The organism is Streptomyces sp. NPDC015661, from assembly GCF_043077765.1.
Taxonomy (GTDB): domain Bacteria; phylum Actinomycetota; class Actinomycetes; order Streptomycetales; family Streptomycetaceae; genus Streptomyces.
This window is the reverse complement of sequence record NZ_JBIBST010000007.1, coordinates 253,689-271,218: the sequence shown is the minus strand read 5'-3', so window position 1 is coordinate 271,218 and position 17,530 is coordinate 253,689. Positions and strand designations below refer to the sequence as shown.

Annotated in this window: 15 protein-coding genes; 13 read left to right on the top strand and 2 right to left on the bottom strand. The window is 73.0% G+C overall.

From position 1 onward, the window contains the following. The first annotated feature begins 67 nt into the window (after positions 1–67). From ACF07V_RS20635 to ACF07V_RS20590, 10 genes are all read left to right on the top strand, one after another. The gene (locus ACF07V_RS20635; RefSeq protein WP_392156026.1) at positions 68–724 is read left to right on the top strand and encodes a DUF5701 family protein; all 657 of its coding nucleotides are present in this window, start codon (positions 68–70) and stop codon (positions 722–724) included. A gap of 142 nt (positions 725–866) precedes the next feature. Next, positions 867–1,529: a hydrolase gene (locus ACF07V_RS20630; protein ID WP_392156024.1), complete on the top strand. Its 663-nt coding sequence runs from the start codon at positions 867–869 to the stop codon at positions 1,527–1,529. 4 nt (positions 1,530–1,533) lie between these two features. Continuing rightward, a complete protein-coding gene (locus tag ACF07V_RS20625) occupies positions 1,534–2,055 on the top strand; it encodes a DoxX family protein (protein WP_392156022.1) in 522 nt (173 codons plus the stop codon). Positions 2,056–2,143: 88 nt separating this feature from the next. Continuing rightward, the gene (locus tag ACF07V_RS20620) at positions 2,144–2,725 is read left to right on the top strand and encodes a Dps family protein (RefSeq protein ID WP_392156020.1); all 582 of its coding nucleotides are present in this window, start codon (positions 2,144–2,146) and stop codon (positions 2,723–2,725) included. Next, positions 2,725–4,164, top strand: a complete 1,440-nt coding sequence (locus ACF07V_RS20615; RefSeq protein ID WP_392156019.1) for a dihydrolipoyl dehydrogenase family protein — start codon at positions 2,725–2,727, stop codon at positions 4,162–4,164. The genes ACF07V_RS20620 and ACF07V_RS20615 overlap by 1 nt, the downstream gene beginning before the upstream one ends. Before the next feature lie 287 nt (positions 4,165–4,451). Continuing rightward, complete coding sequence (locus ACF07V_RS20610; RefSeq protein WP_392156018.1) at positions 4,452–5,405, top strand: alpha/beta hydrolase; 954 nt, start codon at positions 4,452–4,454, stop codon at positions 5,403–5,405. Continuing rightward, positions 5,402–7,288 carry an amidohydrolase gene (locus ACF07V_RS20605; RefSeq protein ID WP_392156016.1) on the top strand — a complete coding sequence of 629 codons (1,887 nt, stop codon included), beginning with the start codon at positions 5,402–5,404 and terminating at the stop codon, positions 7,286–7,288. The genes ACF07V_RS20610 and ACF07V_RS20605 overlap by 4 nt, the downstream gene beginning before the upstream one ends. 16 nt (positions 7,289–7,304) lie before the next feature. Next, entirely contained in the window at positions 7,305–8,021 is a 717-nt protein-coding gene (locus ACF07V_RS20600) for a GPR1/FUN34/YaaH family transporter (RefSeq protein WP_392156015.1), read from the top strand. Positions 8,022–8,069: 48 nt separating this feature from the next. Next, positions 8,070–8,384: a GNAT family N-acetyltransferase gene (locus tag ACF07V_RS20595; RefSeq protein WP_392156013.1), complete on the top strand. Its 315-nt coding sequence runs from the start codon at positions 8,070–8,072 to the stop codon at positions 8,382–8,384. A 147-nt stretch (positions 8,385–8,531) separates the two neighbouring features. Next, positions 8,532–10,790 (top strand): helix-turn-helix domain-containing protein, encoded by a 2,259-nt coding sequence (locus tag ACF07V_RS20590; protein ID WP_392156011.1) that lies wholly within the window; start codon positions 8,532–8,534, stop codon positions 10,788–10,790. Positions 10,791–10,810: 20 nt separating this feature from the next. Here ACF07V_RS20590 and ACF07V_RS20585 read toward each other — a convergent pair whose 3' ends face one another. Both ACF07V_RS20585 and ACF07V_RS20580 read right to left on the bottom strand, forming a co-directional pair. Further along, positions 10,811–11,806 (bottom strand): alpha/beta hydrolase, encoded by a 996-nt coding sequence (locus ACF07V_RS20585; protein WP_392156009.1) that lies wholly within the window; start codon positions 11,804–11,806, stop codon positions 10,811–10,813. Beyond that, entirely contained in the window at positions 11,803–12,789 is a 987-nt protein-coding gene (locus tag ACF07V_RS20580; RefSeq protein ID WP_392156415.1) for a helix-turn-helix domain-containing protein, read from the bottom strand. Before ACF07V_RS20580 ends, ACF07V_RS20585 begins: the two co-directional genes overlap by 4 nt. Positions 12,790–13,121: 332 nt before the next feature. Here ACF07V_RS20580 and ACF07V_RS20575 point away from each other — a divergent pair, with 332 nt between their 5' ends. The 3 genes from ACF07V_RS20575 to ACF07V_RS20565 all read left to right on the top strand — a co-directional run bounded on the left by ACF07V_RS20575 (position 13,122) and on the right by ACF07V_RS20565 (position 16,968). Continuing rightward, positions 13,122–13,958: an alpha/beta fold hydrolase gene (locus ACF07V_RS20575; protein WP_392156007.1), complete on the top strand. Its 837-nt coding sequence runs from the start codon at positions 13,122–13,124 to the stop codon at positions 13,956–13,958. 225 nt (positions 13,959–14,183) lie between these two features. Beyond that, complete coding sequence (locus ACF07V_RS20570; protein WP_392156006.1) at positions 14,184–15,011, top strand: glycoside hydrolase domain-containing protein; 828 nt, start codon at positions 14,184–14,186, stop codon at positions 15,009–15,011. Positions 15,012–15,270: 259 nt separating this feature from the next. Continuing rightward, positions 15,271–16,968 carry a protein kinase gene (locus tag ACF07V_RS20565; RefSeq protein WP_392156413.1) on the top strand — a complete coding sequence of 566 codons (1,698 nt, stop codon included), beginning with the start codon at positions 15,271–15,273 and terminating at the stop codon, positions 16,966–16,968. Positions 16,969–17,530: the final 562 nt, after the last annotated feature.

Genomic DNA, 17,530 nt, shown 5'->3' with positions numbered 1-17,530 from the left:
TCGCGGGAACAATCCTGCGGCGGGCGTCGTTCGACTCGACGCCGATCCCCCTTGATCCAGGAGCGCCTTGACCGACGCCGTGACCGCCGCCGCCCTTGCCCCGCTGCCGTCCCTCGCCGCCCAGGCCGAGCGACTCATCGAGCTCGGAGCGCACGAGCTCGCCGGGCTGACCGCCGACCAGCTGCGTGCCTTCACCCGGGACGCCGAGGCCGCCGACGGCGACGCCCTGCTCGCCGTACACCCGGACCGGATCCCGGCGTCTGCGCTCGCGCCGCTGCTCCGTCGTGACGACAAGCCCGGGTTCGTGGTCGTCGACATGCCGGACGTCGACGACTTCCGACCGTACGGCGTCGAGCTTCCGGACGCCCCGCTCTATCTCGTCACCGGCCTCGACCGCGGCGACCACATGGCCAACTGGAGCCCCGAGGAGGCGTTGCCGGCGATCGGGCGGGAGGGGCGCAGCCCGCTCACGCTCGCCGAAGGGATCCACTGGGTGCTCCAGCAGCCGGCCGCCCTGGAGCGCAACCGCTGCTTCATGACCATCGGGTCGCGGCTGCGCAAGGCGAACGGCGCCTACGACGCCCGTACGCCGGCGATCTGGATCAGCAACGGGACGGGGCGCGACGGCCGCGAGCGGCGCAATGCCCCGAAGGTCGGCTGGTGTTGGTGGGGAAACCGGCACACATGGCTGGGCTTCGGCTCGGCCACGGGCCGCCGGTCGTAGCCTCGCGCGGGTGGTGCGCTGTCGTGCCAACCCCCGGGCACGGGGAGGAAAGTCGGCCGGTCGGGGCGGTCCTAGTTTTCGGGTGTGCCGGTTTCCGCTGATCGCGGACGGCACGGTACCGACTGCTCCGAAAGGACCCCTCATGTTCGACATCGCCAAGGTGCAGGCCGCCCCGAGCGCGGACCTCCTGACGCCGGACAACGCCGTCATGCTCTTCGTGGACCACCAGCCGCAGATGTTCTTCGGCACCGGCAGCGGCGACCGGGCCGCGATCATCAACAGCACGGTGGGTCTCGCCAAGGCGGCTCAGGCGTTCGACGTGCCGGCCGTTCTGACCACGGTGGCCGCCGAGTCGTTCTCCGGGCCCCTGCTGCCGCAGCTCGCCGAGGTGTTCCCCAAGCACGAGGTCATCGACCGCACGACCATGAACGCCTGGGAGGACGAGGCGCTCGTGGCGGCGGTCAAGGCGACCGGGCGCAAGAAGATCGTTCTCTCCGGCCTGTGGACCGAGGTCTGCCTCGTGCTGCCCGCGCTCTCCGCCCTTGAGCAGGGGTACGAGGTGTACGTGGTCTCCGACGCCTCCGGCGGCGTCAGCCCGGCCGCCCACGAGCACGCGCTCCAGCGGATGATCGCCGCCGGCGCGGTGCCGGTGACCTGGGTGCAGGTGCTCCTGGAGCTGCAGCGCGACTGGGCGCGCCAGGAGACGTACGGCGCGGTCATGGAGATCGTCAAGGCCCACGCGGGCGCGTACGGCCTGGGTGTCGTGTACGCGCAGAGCGTCATCGGCGCGCACGCGGCGGGCTGACCCCTTGGACACCGGCATTCTGATCCTGCGTCTGCTGGTGGGCCTGCTCGTCGCCGGCCACGGCGTGCAGAAGATCAGTTCGCACCTGGGCGGCAGGGGACTCGAAGGCGGTACGCAGGAGTTCCGCGCCGACGGCTTCCGGGGCGGAGCCCTCACCGCCCTGGCGGCGGGCGGCGGCCAGATCGGATCCGGTCTGCTGCTCGCCACGGGCTTCCTGACTCCGCTCGCCGCGACCGGGGCCATCGGGGTGATGACCGTCGCCCTCACCGTGAAGTGGCGGAACGGCCTCTGGGTGCAGAACGACGGCTACGAGTACCCGCTCGTCCTCATCGGCACCGCCGCCGCCCTCGCCGCCACCGGACCCGGCGCCTGGTCCCTCGACGCGGCCCTCGGGCTCACCCCGTACCCCTTGTGGTGGGCGGCCCTCGCGCTCGTCGCCGGTCTCGGCAGCGGGCTCCTCACCCGGCTCGTCCTGCACCGGCCCGCCCCAGCGGCCTCGCAGACCGCCACCCACGGCGCGCACTGACCGCACGCCGCACAGCCGGGTCCGGTCGCCCCACGCCCCGTCCGTGCGGGCGACCGGACCCTCCCGCCTTCCCGACCAGGAGTCTTCGATGGACACCACCACCACACTCCCGCACAGCGGCGGCCAGCCGCTGCTGCACCAGAAGGGCGCCGAGACCCAGGCGTTCGGCACGCTCAAGCAGCTGCCGATCGGTCTCGGCCACGACACCCGCATGTACGCGTGCCAGCGGCTGAACCGCGTACTCGCCGACACGCAGATCCTGTACTCCCTCTACAAGAAGCACCACTGGCTCATGCGCGGGGCGACCTTCTACTCGCTCCACCTGATGCTGGACAAGCACGCGGAGGCCCAACTGGCCATCGTGGACGCGCTGGCCGAGCGGATCCAGAGCCTCGGCGGCGTCGCGGTCGGAGACCCGCGCCACGTCGCGGAGCTGACCGCGATTCCCCGGCCTCCGGACGGTGTGGAGCCCGTTCCCGTCATGCTCTCCCGGCTCCTCGACGCGCACGAGCGGATCCTGATCGACGCGCGGGACGCCGCTGCCCGCATCTCGGCCGAGGGCGACGAGGGCAGCACCGACCTGCTCGTCTCCGACGTCATCCGCACCGGCGAGGCGCAGGTGTGGTTCCTGGCCGAGCACCTCGTCGACACCCCTCTGGTACGCGGCTGATGGAGGACGCGTACGGGGACACGTACGACGTGGTCGTGGTCGGCGGCGGGCCCGGCGGTGAGGTCGTCGCCGACCGGGTCGTGCGGTCGGGTCTGACCGCCGCCGTCGTCGAGGCCGACGAGGTCGGCGGCGAATGTTCCTACCGGGCGTGCGTGCCCAGCAAGGCCCTGCTGCGGCCCGGCGCGGCCCTGGAGGCGGCCCGGTCGGTCGACGGGGCACGCCAGGCGGTGACCGCGACGCTCGACCCCGAGCACGTCCTGGCCCGCCGCGACCGGTTCACCGGCCGCGGTGACGACACCGGCCAGGCCGACTGGCTGCACGGCGCCGGCATCACCCTCGTACGAGGCCACGGACGGCTCGCCGGAGAGCGCCGGGTCGAGGTGACCGGGGCCGACGGCACGGTCCGCACCCTGCGGGCCCGGCTCGCGGTCGTCCTCGGTCCCGGCACGGAACCCGCGCTGCCGCCGGTCGAAGGGCTCGACCGGATCGGTGTGTGGACCAACCGGCAGGCCACCACGGCGGATGCCGTGCCCGAGCGGCTCGTCGTCATCGGCGGGGGAGTGGTGGCCTGCGAGATGGCCACCGCGTGGCGCTCGCTCGGCTCCTCCGTCACCCTGCTCGTCCGCGGCCGGGCCCTGCTGACCGACTGGGAGCCGTGCGCCGGCGAGGAGGTCACCCGGGGGCTCACCGGCCTGGGCGTCACGATCCGCTTCGGGGTCTCGGCCACCCGGGTCGCCCGTGACCGGACCACCCGTACCGTGACCGTGGAGACCGACGACGGCGCCGCCCTCGTCTGCGACGAACTGCTGGTCGCGGTCGGCCGCCGGCCGCGTACCGCGGACCTCGGCCTGGAGACCGTCGGGCTCACGGCCGGCGACTGGCTCCCGGCCGACGACACCTGCCGCGTCACCGGCCTCGACGGGGACTGGCTCTACGCCGTCGGCGACGTGAACCACCGCGCGCCGCTGACGCACATGGCCAAGTACCAGGCCCGCGCCTGCGCGGCGGCGATCGCCGAGCGCGCCGCCGGCCGCCCCGCCGACACCGGCCGTCGGCAGGCCTGGAGCGCGGAGGCCGACCGCTTCGCCGTCCCGCAGGCCGTCTTCACCCACCCCGAGATCGCGAGCGTCGGTCTCACCGAACGCGCGGCACGCGAAGCGGGAGTCGCCGTACGCACGGTCGAGTACCGCGTCGACGACGTCGCGGGCGCCGCACTGTACGCGGACGACTACCGCGGGCACGCCAAGCTCGTGGTCGACGAGCCCCGGGGAGTCGTCGTCGGCTGCACCCTCACCGGCCCGATGGCGACCGAACTGATCCACACGGCCACCGTCGCCGTCGTCGGAGAAGTCCCCCTCGAACGACTGTGGCACGCCGTCCCCGCCTTCCCGACGGTCAGCGAGGTCTGGCTGCGCCTCCTCGAGGCCTACGGCCTCTGAGCACCCCTGCCGCCGCCGACCCGTCTCACGCCGCACCCCGCGGCCCCGTCTCACGCTGCTCCCCGCGGACCCGTCTCACGCCGCACCCCGCGGCCCCGTCTCACGCCGCACCCCGCGGCCCCGTCTCACGCCGCACCCCGCGGACCCGCCTCACGGCGCACCCCCGCCCACCCGTCCCACCTCGCGCCCCCGCCCGCCCGTCTCACCACGCACCCCCGCCCACCCGTCCCACCTCGCGCCACCCACCCGTCCCACCCCCCCATTCCCCTCCCGAGGAGTGCCCCCTCATGACGAACCGACCGACCCTCGAACCCGCCGCCCAGGCCTTCGCCGACGCCACCGCCCAGCCGCCGTACCTCTACCAGATCCCCGTCGCGGACGGCCGCAAGGCCGTGGACGGCGTCCAGAGCGGTGACGGCGTCACGCTGCCCGCCGTCGACGAGGAATGGGTCACCGTCCACGGCGGTCCCGCCGGCGACGTCCGCGTCCGGATCGTCCGCCCGCAAGGCGCCACCGGATCCCTGCCCGTCATCCTCTACATCCACGGCGCGGGCTGGGTCTTCGGCAACGCCCACACCCACGACCGGCTCGTCCGCGAACTCGCCGTCGGCACCGGGGCGGCCGTCGTCTTCCCCGAGTACGACCTCTCGCCCGAGGCCCGCTACCCCGTCGCCATCGAGCAGAACTACGGCGTCGCCCAGTGGATCGCCCGCGAGGGCCACCACAAGGACCTCGACGGCACCCGGATCGCCGTCGCGGGCGACTCCGTCGGCGGCAACATGACCGCCGCCCTCACCCTCATGGCCAAGCAGCGCGGCGACGTCCGCCTCACCCACCAGGTCCTCTTCTACCCGGTCACCGACGCGGGCTTCGACACCGACTCGTACCACGCCTTCGCCGAGGGCTACTTCCTGCGCCGCGACGCCATGAAGTGGTTCTGGGACCAGTACACGACCGAAGAGGCCGAGCGCGCGCAGATCACCGCCTCGCCGCTGCGCGCCACCACCGAGCAGCTCACCGGCCTGCCGCCCGCCCTCGTCATCACCGCCGAGGCCGACGTCCTGCGCGACGAGGGCGAGGCGTACGCGGCGAAGCTCCGCGCCGCCGGAGTCCCCGTCACCGCCCTGCGCGTCCAGGGAGTCATCCACGACTTCGTCATGCTGAACGCGCTGCGCGGGACGCAGGGCGCGGAACTCGCCCTCGGTGTCGCCACCGACGTCCTGCGCAAGGCCCTCGCATGACCGGGCCGTCGACGAGCATGCCCGTCGCGGGCCTCGTCCCCGCCCAGCGCCGGGAACCCGCGCAGGCCGACCTCCTCGTCCGCAACGCGAAGGTGTTCACCGGCGACCCCCGCCGCCCCGAGGCCCGTGCCGTCGCGATCCGCGACGGCCGGGTCGCGGCCCTCGGCGACGACCACGACCTCGCCCACCTCGTCGGGCCGGGCACGAAGGTCGTCGACGCCCTCGGCCGCCGGGTGATCCCCGGACTCAACGACTCGCACCTGCACGTCATCAGGGGCGGCCTGAACTACGTCCTGGAGCTGCGCTGGGACGGGGTGCGCAGCCTGCGCCACGCCCTCGCGATGCTGCGCGAGCAGGCCGGCCGCACCCCGAAGGGGCAGTGGATCCGGGTCGTGGGCGGCTGGACCGCCGAGCAGTTCGCCGAGCGCCGGATGCCGACCGTCGCCGAGCTGAACGCCGCCGCCCCCGACACCCCGGTCTTCGTCCTGCACCTGTACCAGTCGGCCCTGATGAACCGGGCCGCGGTGCGGGCCGCCGGATTCACCCGCGAGACCCCCGATCCTCGGGGCGGACAGATCGTCCGGGGCCGGGACGGCGAACCCAACGGAGTCCTCCTCGCCGCCCCCAGCGCGCTCGTCCTGTACTCGACCCTGGCCAAGGCACCCGCTCTCGACGAGGCAGACAAGCGGACGTCGACACGGCACTTCCTGCGCGAGCTGAACCGCTTCGGCCTGACCTCCGCGGTCGACGCGGCCGGCGGGTTCCAGAACTTCCCCGAGCACTACGCCACGGTCGTCGACCTCGCCAGGTCGGGGGAGCTGACCCTGCGGATCGCCTACCACCTCTTTCCGCAGACGGCCGGGCAGGAGCTCGCCGACCTCAAGCGCTGGACCGAGACGGTGAAGCCCGGGGACGGGGACGAGTGGCTCCGGCTGAACGGCGCGGGCGAGAACCTGACCTGGGCCGCCGCCGACTTCGAGAACTTCTCCGAGCCCCGCCCCGAGCTCGCCGCCGGGTACGAGGACGAGTTCGAGCAGGCCGTCCGGCTGCTGGTGGAGAACGGCTGGGGCTTCCGGCTCCACGCGACCTACGACGAGACGATCCGCCGCGACCTGGCCGTCTTCGAGAAGCTCGCGGCGGAAGGACTGTTCCCCGGCGGGAACCGCTGGCTCTTCGACCACGCCGAGACCGTCTCGGCCGGCAGCCTGGACCGGATCGCGGCCCTCGGCGGTGCCCTGTCCGTCCAGAACCGCATGTCCTTCCAGGGCACCGCGTTCCGCGACCGCTACGGTGCCGAGGCCGCCGCCCACGCCCCGCCGGTCCGCGCCATGCTCGACCGGGGCCTGACCGTCGCCGCGGGAACCGACGCCACCCGCGTCTCCTCGTACAACCCGTGGGTCGCCCTCCACTGGCTCGTGACCGGCAGGACCGTCGGCGGCACACGGCTCTCCCCGGCCGGGACGACGATCGACCGGGAGACCGCCCTCGACCTGTACACCCGTGGGGGAGCCCGGCTCACCGGCGAGCAGGACGTCAAGGGAAGCCTGCGGGAGGGCTGGTACGGCGACCTCGCGATCCTGTCCGACGACTTCCTGACGGTGCCCGAGGACGTCATCCCCGACATCGAGTCCGTCCTCACCGTCGTCGGCGGCCGCATCGTCCACGCGAGCGCGGAGTACGAGGGCCTCGACGAGGCCGTCCCGCCGGTCAGCCCCGCATGGAGCCCCGTGGCCCACTTCGGCGGCTACCAGAGCGGTGCCCGCCAGGCGGCGCTCGTGGCCGAGGCCGTCGCCGAGTCCGAGCAGCACCGCCTCTGGCGCGTCGCCCGTGGCTCCACTCCCGACACCCCTCCGCCGTTCCTCGACCCCTGCTTCGAGCACTGAACGAGAGACCCCCACGATGAGTACGGAATCCGCCCCCGCCGACGGACCGGAGGCCGGCCCGGGCCGCCGCTTCGAGCCCGACCTCCGGTCGATGACCCGGATCAACCTGCGCCCCATCGCCTCCCCCATGCCGCTCGGCTTCTTCACGGTGGCGATCGCCTCTGTCATGACCGGATGCCTGCAGCTCGGGGTCTTCGACACCGACGCCCGCGGCGCGGTCGCCCTGTGCGTCCTGCCCGCCTTCGCCCTCCAATTCCTCGTGAGCGTCCTGGCCTTCGGCGCCCGTGACGTGATCGCGGCGACGCTCATGGCCGTCTTCGCCGGGAGCTGGCTGGCCTACGCACTCGTCATGTACAGCGGTGCGGCCGACGGCCTGCGCGTCCTCGGCGTCTTCAACCTGGCGCTTCTCTGCTTCGGCGCGCTGATGACCGCCGTGACCCGGCCCAAGCGCGCGCTGTGGCTCGTCCTCGCGGTCTCCCTGCCCCGCTGGGCGACCACCGGTCTGTCGGGCCTCACCGGCGCCGAATGGCTCACGCGCACCTCCGGGGCCCTGGGCCTCCTGGTGGCGCTCGTCGCGATGTACGCGGCCTTCGCCCTGATGCTGGAGGACATGCGCAGCGAGGAGGTCCTGCCCATCGGGCGCAGCGGCCCCGCCCACGCCGCCGTGGAGGGCGACCTCGCGGTCCAGCTCCGGAACATCGAACGCCAGGCGGGCGTGCGCCGCACGCTCTGACGCGCCCTCACTTCCCTCCCCGTACACCGACACCGCACAGGAGCACCCATGGAACCGCAGGTGGTGGACCGCCCCGAGAAGTCCCGTTACGAGATCCTCGCCGGTGACGACGGCACCGAGACCGCGGGCTTCGCCGAGTACTTCCTCTCCGAGGACGAGATCGCCTTCATCCACACCGAGACCGACCCCCGGTTCGCCGGCCGGGGCCTCGGCGGACTGCTCGCCCGGGGAGCCCTCGACGCCGCCCGCGCACGCGGGCTGCACGTCCTGCCGTACTGCCCCTTCATCCGGGGGTGGATCCAGCGGCACCCCGAGTACGCCGACCTGGTGCCGGAGGCGCGCCGCGCACGCTTCGGCCTCTGAGACACCGGGCTGCGCGCGCCGACCCGCAACCCGTGCCGGGTCCACCCTCCGGGGTGGGCCCGGCACGGTGGTTCACGCCGCTGGCCTGCGGTTTTGTCTGAACCGGCACACCGTATTCTTTCCTCGGGGTGGGAGGAATGAGGAGTTGTGTACCGGGAGAAGCCGTTCGGTGCTGTTCTGCGTGCTCTGCGGCAGGAGCGCCGTCTGACGATGGAGGAGCTGGCGGAGGCCTCGGGGGTGAGCGTCCGGGCCATCGGCGACATGGAGCGGGGGCGCAGTCGCGTTCCGCAGCGGCGCACGGTGGTGGCGCTCGCGGAGGGCCTCGGGCTCGCGGAGGCGGAGCGGGAGGCGCTGCTCACCTCGGCGCGGTCGGCGCGTCCGACGCGCTCGGTCGCGGCGGCGGGGACGGTGGTGCCGCCGCGATCGGTGGGGGACTTCACGGGGCGCGAAGCGGAGCTGGCGAGACTGCGCGAGGCCGCGGAACGGGCCCCGGCCGGCGTGGGGATGTCGGTGTGGGTCGTCTCGGGCCCTCCCGGGTGCGGGAAGACCACGCTGGCACTGAAGGCGGCGGCGGACCTGGCGGGGGAGTTCCCCGACGGGTGTTTCGTGGTGGACCTGCACGGCGTGGACGGGCCCGTGGACACGGGCGAGGCGCTGCTGAAGCTGCTGAAGGCCCTGGGCGTGTCCGACCGCAGGCTGGCGCAGGAGGATCCCCAGGGCCGCGCTGGGCTGCTGCGGGCGCTGCTGGGCGAGCGCCGGTGCCTGGTGGTGCTGGACAACGCCCGCGACGAGGGGCAGGTCCGTGCCCTGCTGCCCGCGGGCGGGCGGAGTCTGGTGCTGGTCACCAGCCGGCGGCCCCTGACCGGTCTTGAGGACGTCGGCCGCCTGGTGCTCTGCGAGATGACGCAGGACGAGGCGGTCGGTCTGCTGCGCCGGATCCTGGGCGAGGAGCGGGCGGACGCCGAGGCCGGAGCCGTGGCGCGGGTGGCGGAGCTGTGCGGGCGGCTGCCGCTGGCCCTGCGGGTCGCGGGTAACTGGCTGACGGTCCGGTCCGGATGGACCGTCGACCACCTGGTCCGGCGCCTGGCCGACGAGGAACGCCGGCTGGGCGCGCTCGCCGCCGGCGACGTGCGGGTGGAGGCGGCCTTCGAGCTGTCCTACCGACAGCTGACCGGCCAGGCCGCGCGGCTGCTGCGGCTGCTGAGTCTGGTGCCGGGGCCGGACATGACCGCCGCCTACGGCGCTGCCCTGACGGCGACGGACGTCTTCGAGGCCGAGGACGTGATGGAGGAGCTCGTCGAGGCCGGGCTGCTGCAGGCCACCTTCACCGGCCGTCACCAACTGCACGACCTGATACGGCTGTACGCCCGCGCCCGGCTGTCCCGCGAGGAGGACCCCGGGGATCGGGAGGCGGCCGACGACCGGCTGCGCACCTGGCTCCTGGAGACGGCCGTGGTCGCGGGCCGCTGGTACAAGCCCACGTACGGGGCGCCGCCCCCCTCCTGGCGGGGCCTGGTCCCGCTGGAGACCGCCGAGGAGGCCCGTGCCTGGCTCCAGGGCGAAGCGCCCTCCTGGCTCGCCGCGCTCCGCGGCGCCGCACACCGGGGTGAGCACACCCGGGTCGTGGAGACCGCCTACGCCATGGAATGGTTCGTCAACCTGTGGGTCCACTGGGGACACTGGCCGGAGGTCTTCCGCCTGGCCGGCGAGGCCGCCACCGCGCTCGACGACCCGTACATGATGGCCTTCCACGCCAGCTGCCACTCCTGGGCCCTGAACACCTGCGACCAACGCTACGTCGAGTCCGCCGAACGGGCCGGCGAAGCGCTGGAACACGCCCGACGCGCCCAGGACGTCCACCAGCAGGCCTCGGCCCTGGTGCATGCGGCGAGCGCGTACCGGCAACTCGGCGATGCCCAGGCGGCCGCGGAGCGATCTCTCGCCGCCATCGAGCTGTCGGAAGGCGACGGTCATTACGAGGTCTGGCCCCAGGCCATGCGTCTCTACGGAAGCGCCCTGCGCCTGCTCGGCCGTCCCGAGGAATCCCTGACCCTGCACCAGCGCATCATGGTCTTCCTCGACTCGACCGACTGTCCGGTGCGCGGGCTCGTCGCCGACATCTTCCGCTCCCACACGACGCAGGCACTCGGTCTCGACTGCGCCGCGCTGGGGCGGTGGCGGGAGGCCGCCGACCACTACCGCAACGCCCAGATCCAGTCGAGTCGCATCGGCCTGGTCCACAGGGAGGCCGAACAGCTGCTGCATCTGGGAGAGGCCCTGCTCGAACTGGGGGAGACCGAGGAGGCCCGCTACTGCCTGCGCCAGGTCCTCGCCCTCGGCGACGCGGCGGACGACAAGGAGCTGAAGGCTGCGCGGAAGCTCCTGGACACGCTCCCCGCGGAGTGAGGAGCGCCCCCGCGGCGTGCTCAGCCGCGGAACCGGTGCAGGGCGACGTGCACGGTGTCGAGGACCTGGACGAGGGCGGCCCGGGCGGCGTCCGTGTCGCGGAGCGGATCGAGCACCATGAAGCCGTGGATCGTCCCGTGGTAGCGCAGGGAGACCACCGGTACGCCGGCCGCCCGGAGCTTCGTCGCGTACGCCTCGCCCTCGTCGCGCACCACGTCGGCCTCGCTGGTGACCACAAGGGCCGGGGGGAGCCCGGCGAGCTGCTCCAGGGACGCCCGCAGCGGTGACGCGGTGACCTGGCTCCGCTGCCGTACGTCGGGCAGGTACTGGTCCCAGAACCAGCGCATGGTCCCGCCGCCGAGGAAGTAGCCGTCGGCGAACTCCTCGTACGAGGGCGTGTCGCAGCCGGCGTCGGTGACCGGGCAGAGCAGCACCTGCTGCAGCAGCCGCACCCCGCCGCGCTCCTTGGCGAGCAGGGTCAGGGCCGCCACCAGGTTGCCGCCCGCCGACTCGCCCACGGCGGCCATCCGCCTGCCGTCCAGGCCGATCTCGCCGCCGCGTTCGCAGATCCACCGCGCGACCGCGTAGCACTGCTCGACGGCGACCGGATACCGCGCCTCGGGGGCGCGCTCGTACTCGACGAACACCACGGCCGCGTCCGTGCCGAGGGCGAAGGCGCGCACCAGGCGTTCATGGGTGCCGGCGTCTCCCAGGGCCCAGCCGAGACCGTGCAGGAACAGTACGACGGGGATCTCGCCGACGCTGTCGGCGGGCCTGACCACCTGCACCCGTACGTGACCGGTCGGCCCGCCGGGCAGGGCGAACCACTCCGTGGAGGTGGCTTCCCCGTCGAGAGGGCCGGGCGCGTCCTTCCCCTGGAGCCGTGCGAGTTCCCGACGGGCCTGTGCCAGGTCCGGGGCGTGCGGCGAGGGTGGGCAGGAGTGCCGGGCCACGAAGGCCCGGGTGCGGTGGTCCAGGACCGGGTGCCGAGCGGACCAAGGGACGAAGTCGGTCACACACGGTCTCCGAGGTCGGCCCCTTGCCGGTCGGCACCGTGGGCCGTGCGCAGGTCGCGCCACTCACGGGGGGAGACGCCGTAGGCGGCGCGGAAGGACCGGCTGAAGTGGGCGGGGTTCACGAAGCCCCACCTCTGGCCCACGGCGGACACGGTGGGCGCCGTCCTGCCCCGGCGGGCCAGTTCGCGGCCGCACTCCTCCAGGCGCCGTTGCCGTATGAGCCGGCCTACCGTGGTCCCCTCGCCCTCGAACAGCCGGTGCAGGTACCGGACGGAGATCCGGTGCGCCTGGGCGATGCGCTCCGGTGACAGGTCCGGATCGCCCAGGTTCCGGTTGATGAAGTCCCGGACGCGCGGCATCAGATGGCTCCGCGCGTCCGTGTCCGCACCACCCGGGTGGGCGCGCTCCGCCACCAGCGTGGCCAGCAGGTCGACGACGTTGCCGGCCAGCCGGTTCGCGAGGGCCGGCGGGTAGCCGTCGGCCGAGGAGGAGGCCAGGGTGGCCAGGAACGGGAGCAGCATCGCGCCGAAGCCGTCGCCGGTGCCGATGGCGCTGCCCGTGACCTGCCGGATGTCGCCGTCCGGCACGCCCAGCGTGCGGCGCGGAAGGTGGAAGACGTGCGTGGCGAACCGCTGCGGATAGTCGAAGGAGTACGGCCGGTTCGTGTCGTACACCACCAGGTCGCCCTCGCCCACCTCGGCCCGCCGGCCGTCCTGGACGAAGGTGGCCGTGCCGGATGTCTGGACACCGACCGCCACCAGCGCCTCGGACGACCCGGCGATCAGCGCCGGCGTGCGGCTGACCCGCTTCGCGTCGGCCTCCATGGTGGAGACCTGGAGGTATCCGACCCGGCCGCTGGTGATCCGGCCGTCGAACGGCCCGTCGCTCCGGGGGGCGACCTTCATCGGCACCAGGGTCCTGCTCACCGCATCGTTCCAGTACGCGACCTTGTCCCGGTCCGGCACGGACGCGGTCGTCAACACCAAGGTCAAAATGCTCTCCGCTCAGAGGGGCTGAATCCAGGGGGGCGACGGGCACACGGCCCGGGTTCCGGCCCCCACCGAACAGCCAAGCAGCGGGCCGCTTCCGCCTCCAGGCAGAACCACAGGCAGGAATCACGCGCAGGAATCACGGGCAGGAATCACGCGCGGAAACCACGCCCGGGCAGAACGCTGCACTCATGGGCAAGGAGTGGTGCGTGGCGCGACAAGAGGAGGAACTTCCCCGGCCGTAGCGTGACGGTGTTCCGCACCGCACGGAGGCGCGGACCGGCGACTTCGCACCACTCGCACCACTCGTATCGAGGAGACACCCCATGCCGTACATCACCGTGGGCCAGGAGAACACCACCGCCATCGACCTCTACTACGAGGACCACGGCACCGGACAGCCCGTCGTCCTCATCCACGGCTTCCCGCTCGACGGCCACTCCTGGGAGCGCCAGAGCGCCGCTCTGCTCGACGCCGGCTACCGCGTGATCACGTACGACCGCCGCGGATTCGGGCAGTCCTCGCAGCCGACGACCGGCTACGACTACGACACCTTCGCGGCCGACCTGAACACCGTGATGGAGACGCTGGACCTGAACGACGCCGTCCTCGTCGGCTTCTCGATGGGCACCGGCGAGGTCGCCCGCTACGTGTCCACGTACGGCTCCGCCCGCGTCGCCAAGGTCGCCTTCCTGGCCTCCCTGGAGCCCTGCCTCCTCAAGACCGACGACAACCCGTCGGGCGTGGCCCCGAAGGAGTTCTTCGACGGAATCGTCGCCGCCGTCAAGGCCGACCGCTACGCCTACTACACCGCCTTCTTCAACGACTTCTACAACCTCGACGAGAACCTGGGCAGCCGGATCAGCGAGGAAGCCGTCCGCAACAGCTGGAACACCGCGGCCGGCGGCGGCTTCTTCGCCGCGTCCGCCGCGCCGTCGACCTGGTACACCGACTTCCGCGCCGACATCCCCTCCGTCGACGTGCCCGCCCTGATCCTGCACGGCACGGCCGACCGCATCCTCCCCGCCGAGGGCACCGCGCGCCCCTTCCACAAGGCGCTCCCCGCCGCCGACTACGTCGAGATCGAGGGTGCCCCGCACGGCCTGCTGTGGACCCATGCGGAGGAGGTCAACACCGCCCTCCTCGCCTTCCTGGCGAAGTGACACCCCACCCGCCGGCTCACCCGAGGTGAGCGCGACGCCGCTCGGCAGCCGGGTGAACCGGCCCGGCTGCCGATCCCCGGCGTTCCCTCCGGTGCGGGTGCCCCGGGCCGTCGAGTCCCGGCCGCTGTCCGTTACAGTGCGGTCTGCTCCGAACGTACGGAGGGGAGAGCGCACTGCGGCGCGTGCCGGATGCGGCCGCGGGCCGTGCTGGTGAATGGGGTGGGTATGGCCGGTCACCGGCTGTCCAGGAAGCGTCGCTACATCGCCGTGACGGCGGGGGGCGCCGTCGCCGTCGTGGGTGCCGTCGTCGCGGCGCAGACCTCGATGGCGGCCACGGTCTGGCCCGCCCAGAAGACCTTCACCGGCCGGGCGTTCGACACCTGCGCGGCCCCCTCTCTCGCCGCGATGAGGGCGTGGAACACGGGGTTCTACGGTGCCGCCGCGGTGTACGTCGGAGGCAGGAACCGCGGCTGCTCGCAGCCGAACCTCACCGCTTCCTGGACCAAGTCGGTCAGCGCCATGGGCTGGAAGCTCATCCCGATCTACGTCGGCGCCCAGCCGCCCTGCCAGACCGGCGCCAATCCCGAGAAGCTCACGGCATCGACGGCGGCGTCCCTCGGCGTGACGGACGCCAACGACGCGGTCGCCAAGGCGTCGGCGCTCGGCATGAGGCCCGGCAGCCCGGTCTTCCTCGACATGGAGCCGTACGACGTCACCGACAAGGCGTGCAACGACGCCGTGCTGACGTACGTGCGCTCCTTCACCAGGACGCTGCGCGGCAAGACGTACCGCGGCGGCTTCTACGGCTTCACCAGCTCCAGCGCCAAGGCCGTCGCCACCGCGACCGACCGCACCGACCTGCCGGGCAACCTCTGGTACGCGCTGTGGGACAAGCAGAACACCACCACCGCCGACTGGCCCTGGGGCGCCACCCGGTACACCGGCCACAGCCGAGGCCACCAGTACCTGGTCAACAGCAAGGAGACCAGGGGCGGTTACACGATCACCGTCGACCAGGACGCCTGGGACGGCCCCGTCGCCATCATCGGCTGAGCCTACGAGACGCTTGCAGAGGCGGATCCCACGAATGTCCTGATCCCGGGCGAGATGTCGTGGTGACCACGGCTGTTGGAGGCCGCGACCGTCTCGGAGAGCCGGGGCGTGCGCACTCGCACATGAGTGAACCCCTACCCTGGTGCCCGCCACATGGCGTCTTTCGAACAGTGCGACGAACGGGATGTGACAGGTGACGGGGGCGAACGGCGCGGATCTGGTCGGCGTGGTTCTGGGCGGTCGGTACCGCGTGACCGCGATGATCGGCCGCGGTGGCATGGGCGTGGTCGCCCGGGCGGTGGACCAGTTGCTGAACCGGGAGGTGGCCGTCAAGGTCCTGCGGGCCTACACGGACGCCTCCCCGGCCGAACTGGCCGATCTGCGGGTCCGGATGCAGCGGGAGGCGCAGGCCGCCGCCCGCGTCCGGCACAGCGGCGTGGTCACGGTGCACGACGTGGTCGAGGAGCAGGGGCTGCCCGTCATCGTCATGGAGCTGGTCGAGGGGCCCTCCCTCGACGACGTGCTGGCGGAGCGCGGCTCCCTCGATCCGCGTGAAGCGGCCGCGATCGGCGCGAAGCTGATGGACGCGCTCGACGCGGCCCACCGGGCCGGCGTCCTGCACCGGGACGTCAAGCCCGGCAACGTGCTGCTCGAACCCGGCGGCCGGGTGGTGCTCACCGACTTCGGCATCGCCAGCATGGAGACCGCCGGCGACGAGGCCCTGGCCAAGCTGACCCAGAGCGGCCAGATCGTCGGCTCCCTCGACTACCTGCCGCCGGAGCGCGCTCAGGGCCAGGTGCCGGGTGCCGCGTCGGACATCTGGGCGCTCGGCATGACGCTGTACGCGGCCGTGGAGGGCGCCGCGCCGTTCCGCCGTACGTCGGTGTGGTCCACGCTGGCGGCGATCGTCGGCGAACCGCTGCCCGAGCCCCGGCGCGCCGGGCCGCTCGCCCCCGTGCTGCGGGCGCTGATGGCGAAGGACCCGCTGCAGCGGCCCGACGCCGGGCAGGCGCGCGAGATGCTGGAGGCGGTCGCCGGGGGCGGTGCGTCGGACCTCGCGGCGGCACCGGCGCCCCAGCCCGCCACCCCGCCGGGCTTCGGTCCCGCCCTGGCCGAACCGTTCTCCCCGCCGGCCCCGCAGCCCCCCGCCCCCTACATGGCACCCGGGGCGTACGCCGGCCCGCCGCCGCCTCCGGCGGGTGCCGGGCAGCAGGGCGTGATGCCCGGCGTGCCGGCCGGTGGGCACAGCCGTTCCGAGACGCGTGCGACCTCGGCACGCGCGCGGAACCGGCGCACCCGTACCATCGCCGCGGTGGCGGCGGCGACCGTCCTCGTCTGCGGCGGAGTCGCCTACGCCCTGGTGGACCTGCGGGGCGAAGAGGGCGGTGGGTCGAACACGGCGCTTCCCACGGCGAGCACCTCCGGCGACGGCGACGGCGACGTGCCCGGCGCGGGCGGCCCGACCGACGGCCCGACCTCCCCGGGGGACCTGACGTCCATCAGCCCCGGCGGGACGGCGTCCGGCACGCCTGGCGGGCAGCCGTCCGGCACGCCCTCGAAGCAGGACGGGGACCAGGGGGCGGGCACCGCGTCGGCGTCGCCGAGCGGCGGCGGCGACAAGCCGTCCGGCTCCCCGTCGGCCTCGCCGAAGGTGACGCCCAGCGCCACGGTGAAGGAGCCCACCCCGGTGTCGACGGCGTGCACCGGCTGGGCCCACTCGAACCGCAGCGACGGCTACGGCCGCGCCTCCCAGAACACCCACCTCTACACCGGGCCGTACGCGGAGTGCTCCTACGTGACCGAGGTCAACTCCGGTACGAAGCTCTACTACCACTGCTACATCACCAACGCCCATGCCAATAAGTGGATCTACGCCCGCATCGCGGGCACGGAAACCGAAGGCTGGGTGTTCGGCGACAAATCCACCCTGGACAGCGGTACGCTCGCCCGCTGCTGAGACCGAGCCGCGCGTCACCGGATGGTGACCGCGCACGAGAGGTGTGCGCCGGGCCGCCGTCGTGACCGAGGTGGGGGATCCTCCGCTCTCACCGACCGTTACCGGCCAGTTGCGGGTGAGACCTCCGGAATCGCCGCGGATCCGCCTGTCGGAGCGATGTCCCGGGAACCCGTACCGACGTGGGCCGGGGCGGATCCGAGGCCGCCCGCACCCCCGGGGGCCGGCCTGCCCGCACCTCCTCCAGGGGATTCCGGTCGGGTGTGATTTCCGCAGAGGGCGGAGGCGTGAGGACGCCTCCGCCCTCTTCCGTTCCCGCCCTTCGTAGCCCCCTCCGAGCCACGGTGTCGACTTTCGGCCGATCATTCTCGGCCTGTCGCGCGAGGGGCGATACCAGACCGGCCCGCTCTACGGGTAAGTTTGTCAACTGCGCACCGCACATGAATGGTTGACGACTACAGTGTGTGGCTGATGATCATCGGTAGGCTCATCGCACGTCTGTAGAACACCTCCCCCGTACACCCCCTGCAGAACACCCCCGCAGTACGCCGATTCCTGGGCACGT

What these genes read in the sequence shown, in the direction of transcription:
- ACF07V_RS20595 (WP_392156013.1), top strand. Translation starts at nt 8,070, where the DNA reads ATGGAACCGCAGGTGGTGGACCGCCCCGAGAAGTCCCGTTACGAGATC.
- ACF07V_RS20570 (WP_392156006.1), top strand. Translation starts at nt 14,184, where the DNA reads ATGGCCGGTCACCGGCTGTCCAGGAAGCGTCGCTACATCGCCGTGACG.
- ACF07V_RS20600 (WP_392156015.1), top strand. Translation starts at nt 7,305, where the DNA reads ATGAGTACGGAATCCGCCCCCGCCGACGGACCGGAGGCCGGCCCGGGC.
- ACF07V_RS20630 (WP_392156024.1), top strand. Translation starts at nt 867, where the DNA reads ATGTTCGACATCGCCAAGGTGCAGGCCGCCCCGAGCGCGGACCTCCTG.
- ACF07V_RS20615 (WP_392156019.1), top strand. Translation starts at nt 2,725, where the DNA reads ATGGAGGACGCGTACGGGGACACGTACGACGTGGTCGTGGTCGGCGGC.
- ACF07V_RS20610 (WP_392156018.1), top strand. Translation starts at nt 4,452, where the DNA reads ATGACGAACCGACCGACCCTCGAACCCGCCGCCCAGGCCTTCGCCGAC.
- ACF07V_RS20565 (WP_392156413.1), top strand. Translation starts at nt 15,271, where the DNA reads ATGATCGGCCGCGGTGGCATGGGCGTGGTCGCCCGGGCGGTGGACCAG.
- ACF07V_RS20575 (WP_392156007.1), top strand. Translation starts at nt 13,122, where the DNA reads ATGCCGTACATCACCGTGGGCCAGGAGAACACCACCGCCATCGACCTC.
- ACF07V_RS20620 (WP_392156020.1), top strand. Translation starts at nt 2,144, where the DNA reads ATGGACACCACCACCACACTCCCGCACAGCGGCGGCCAGCCGCTGCTG.
- ACF07V_RS20605 (WP_392156016.1), top strand. Translation starts at nt 5,402, where the DNA reads ATGACCGGGCCGTCGACGAGCATGCCCGTCGCGGGCCTCGTCCCCGCC.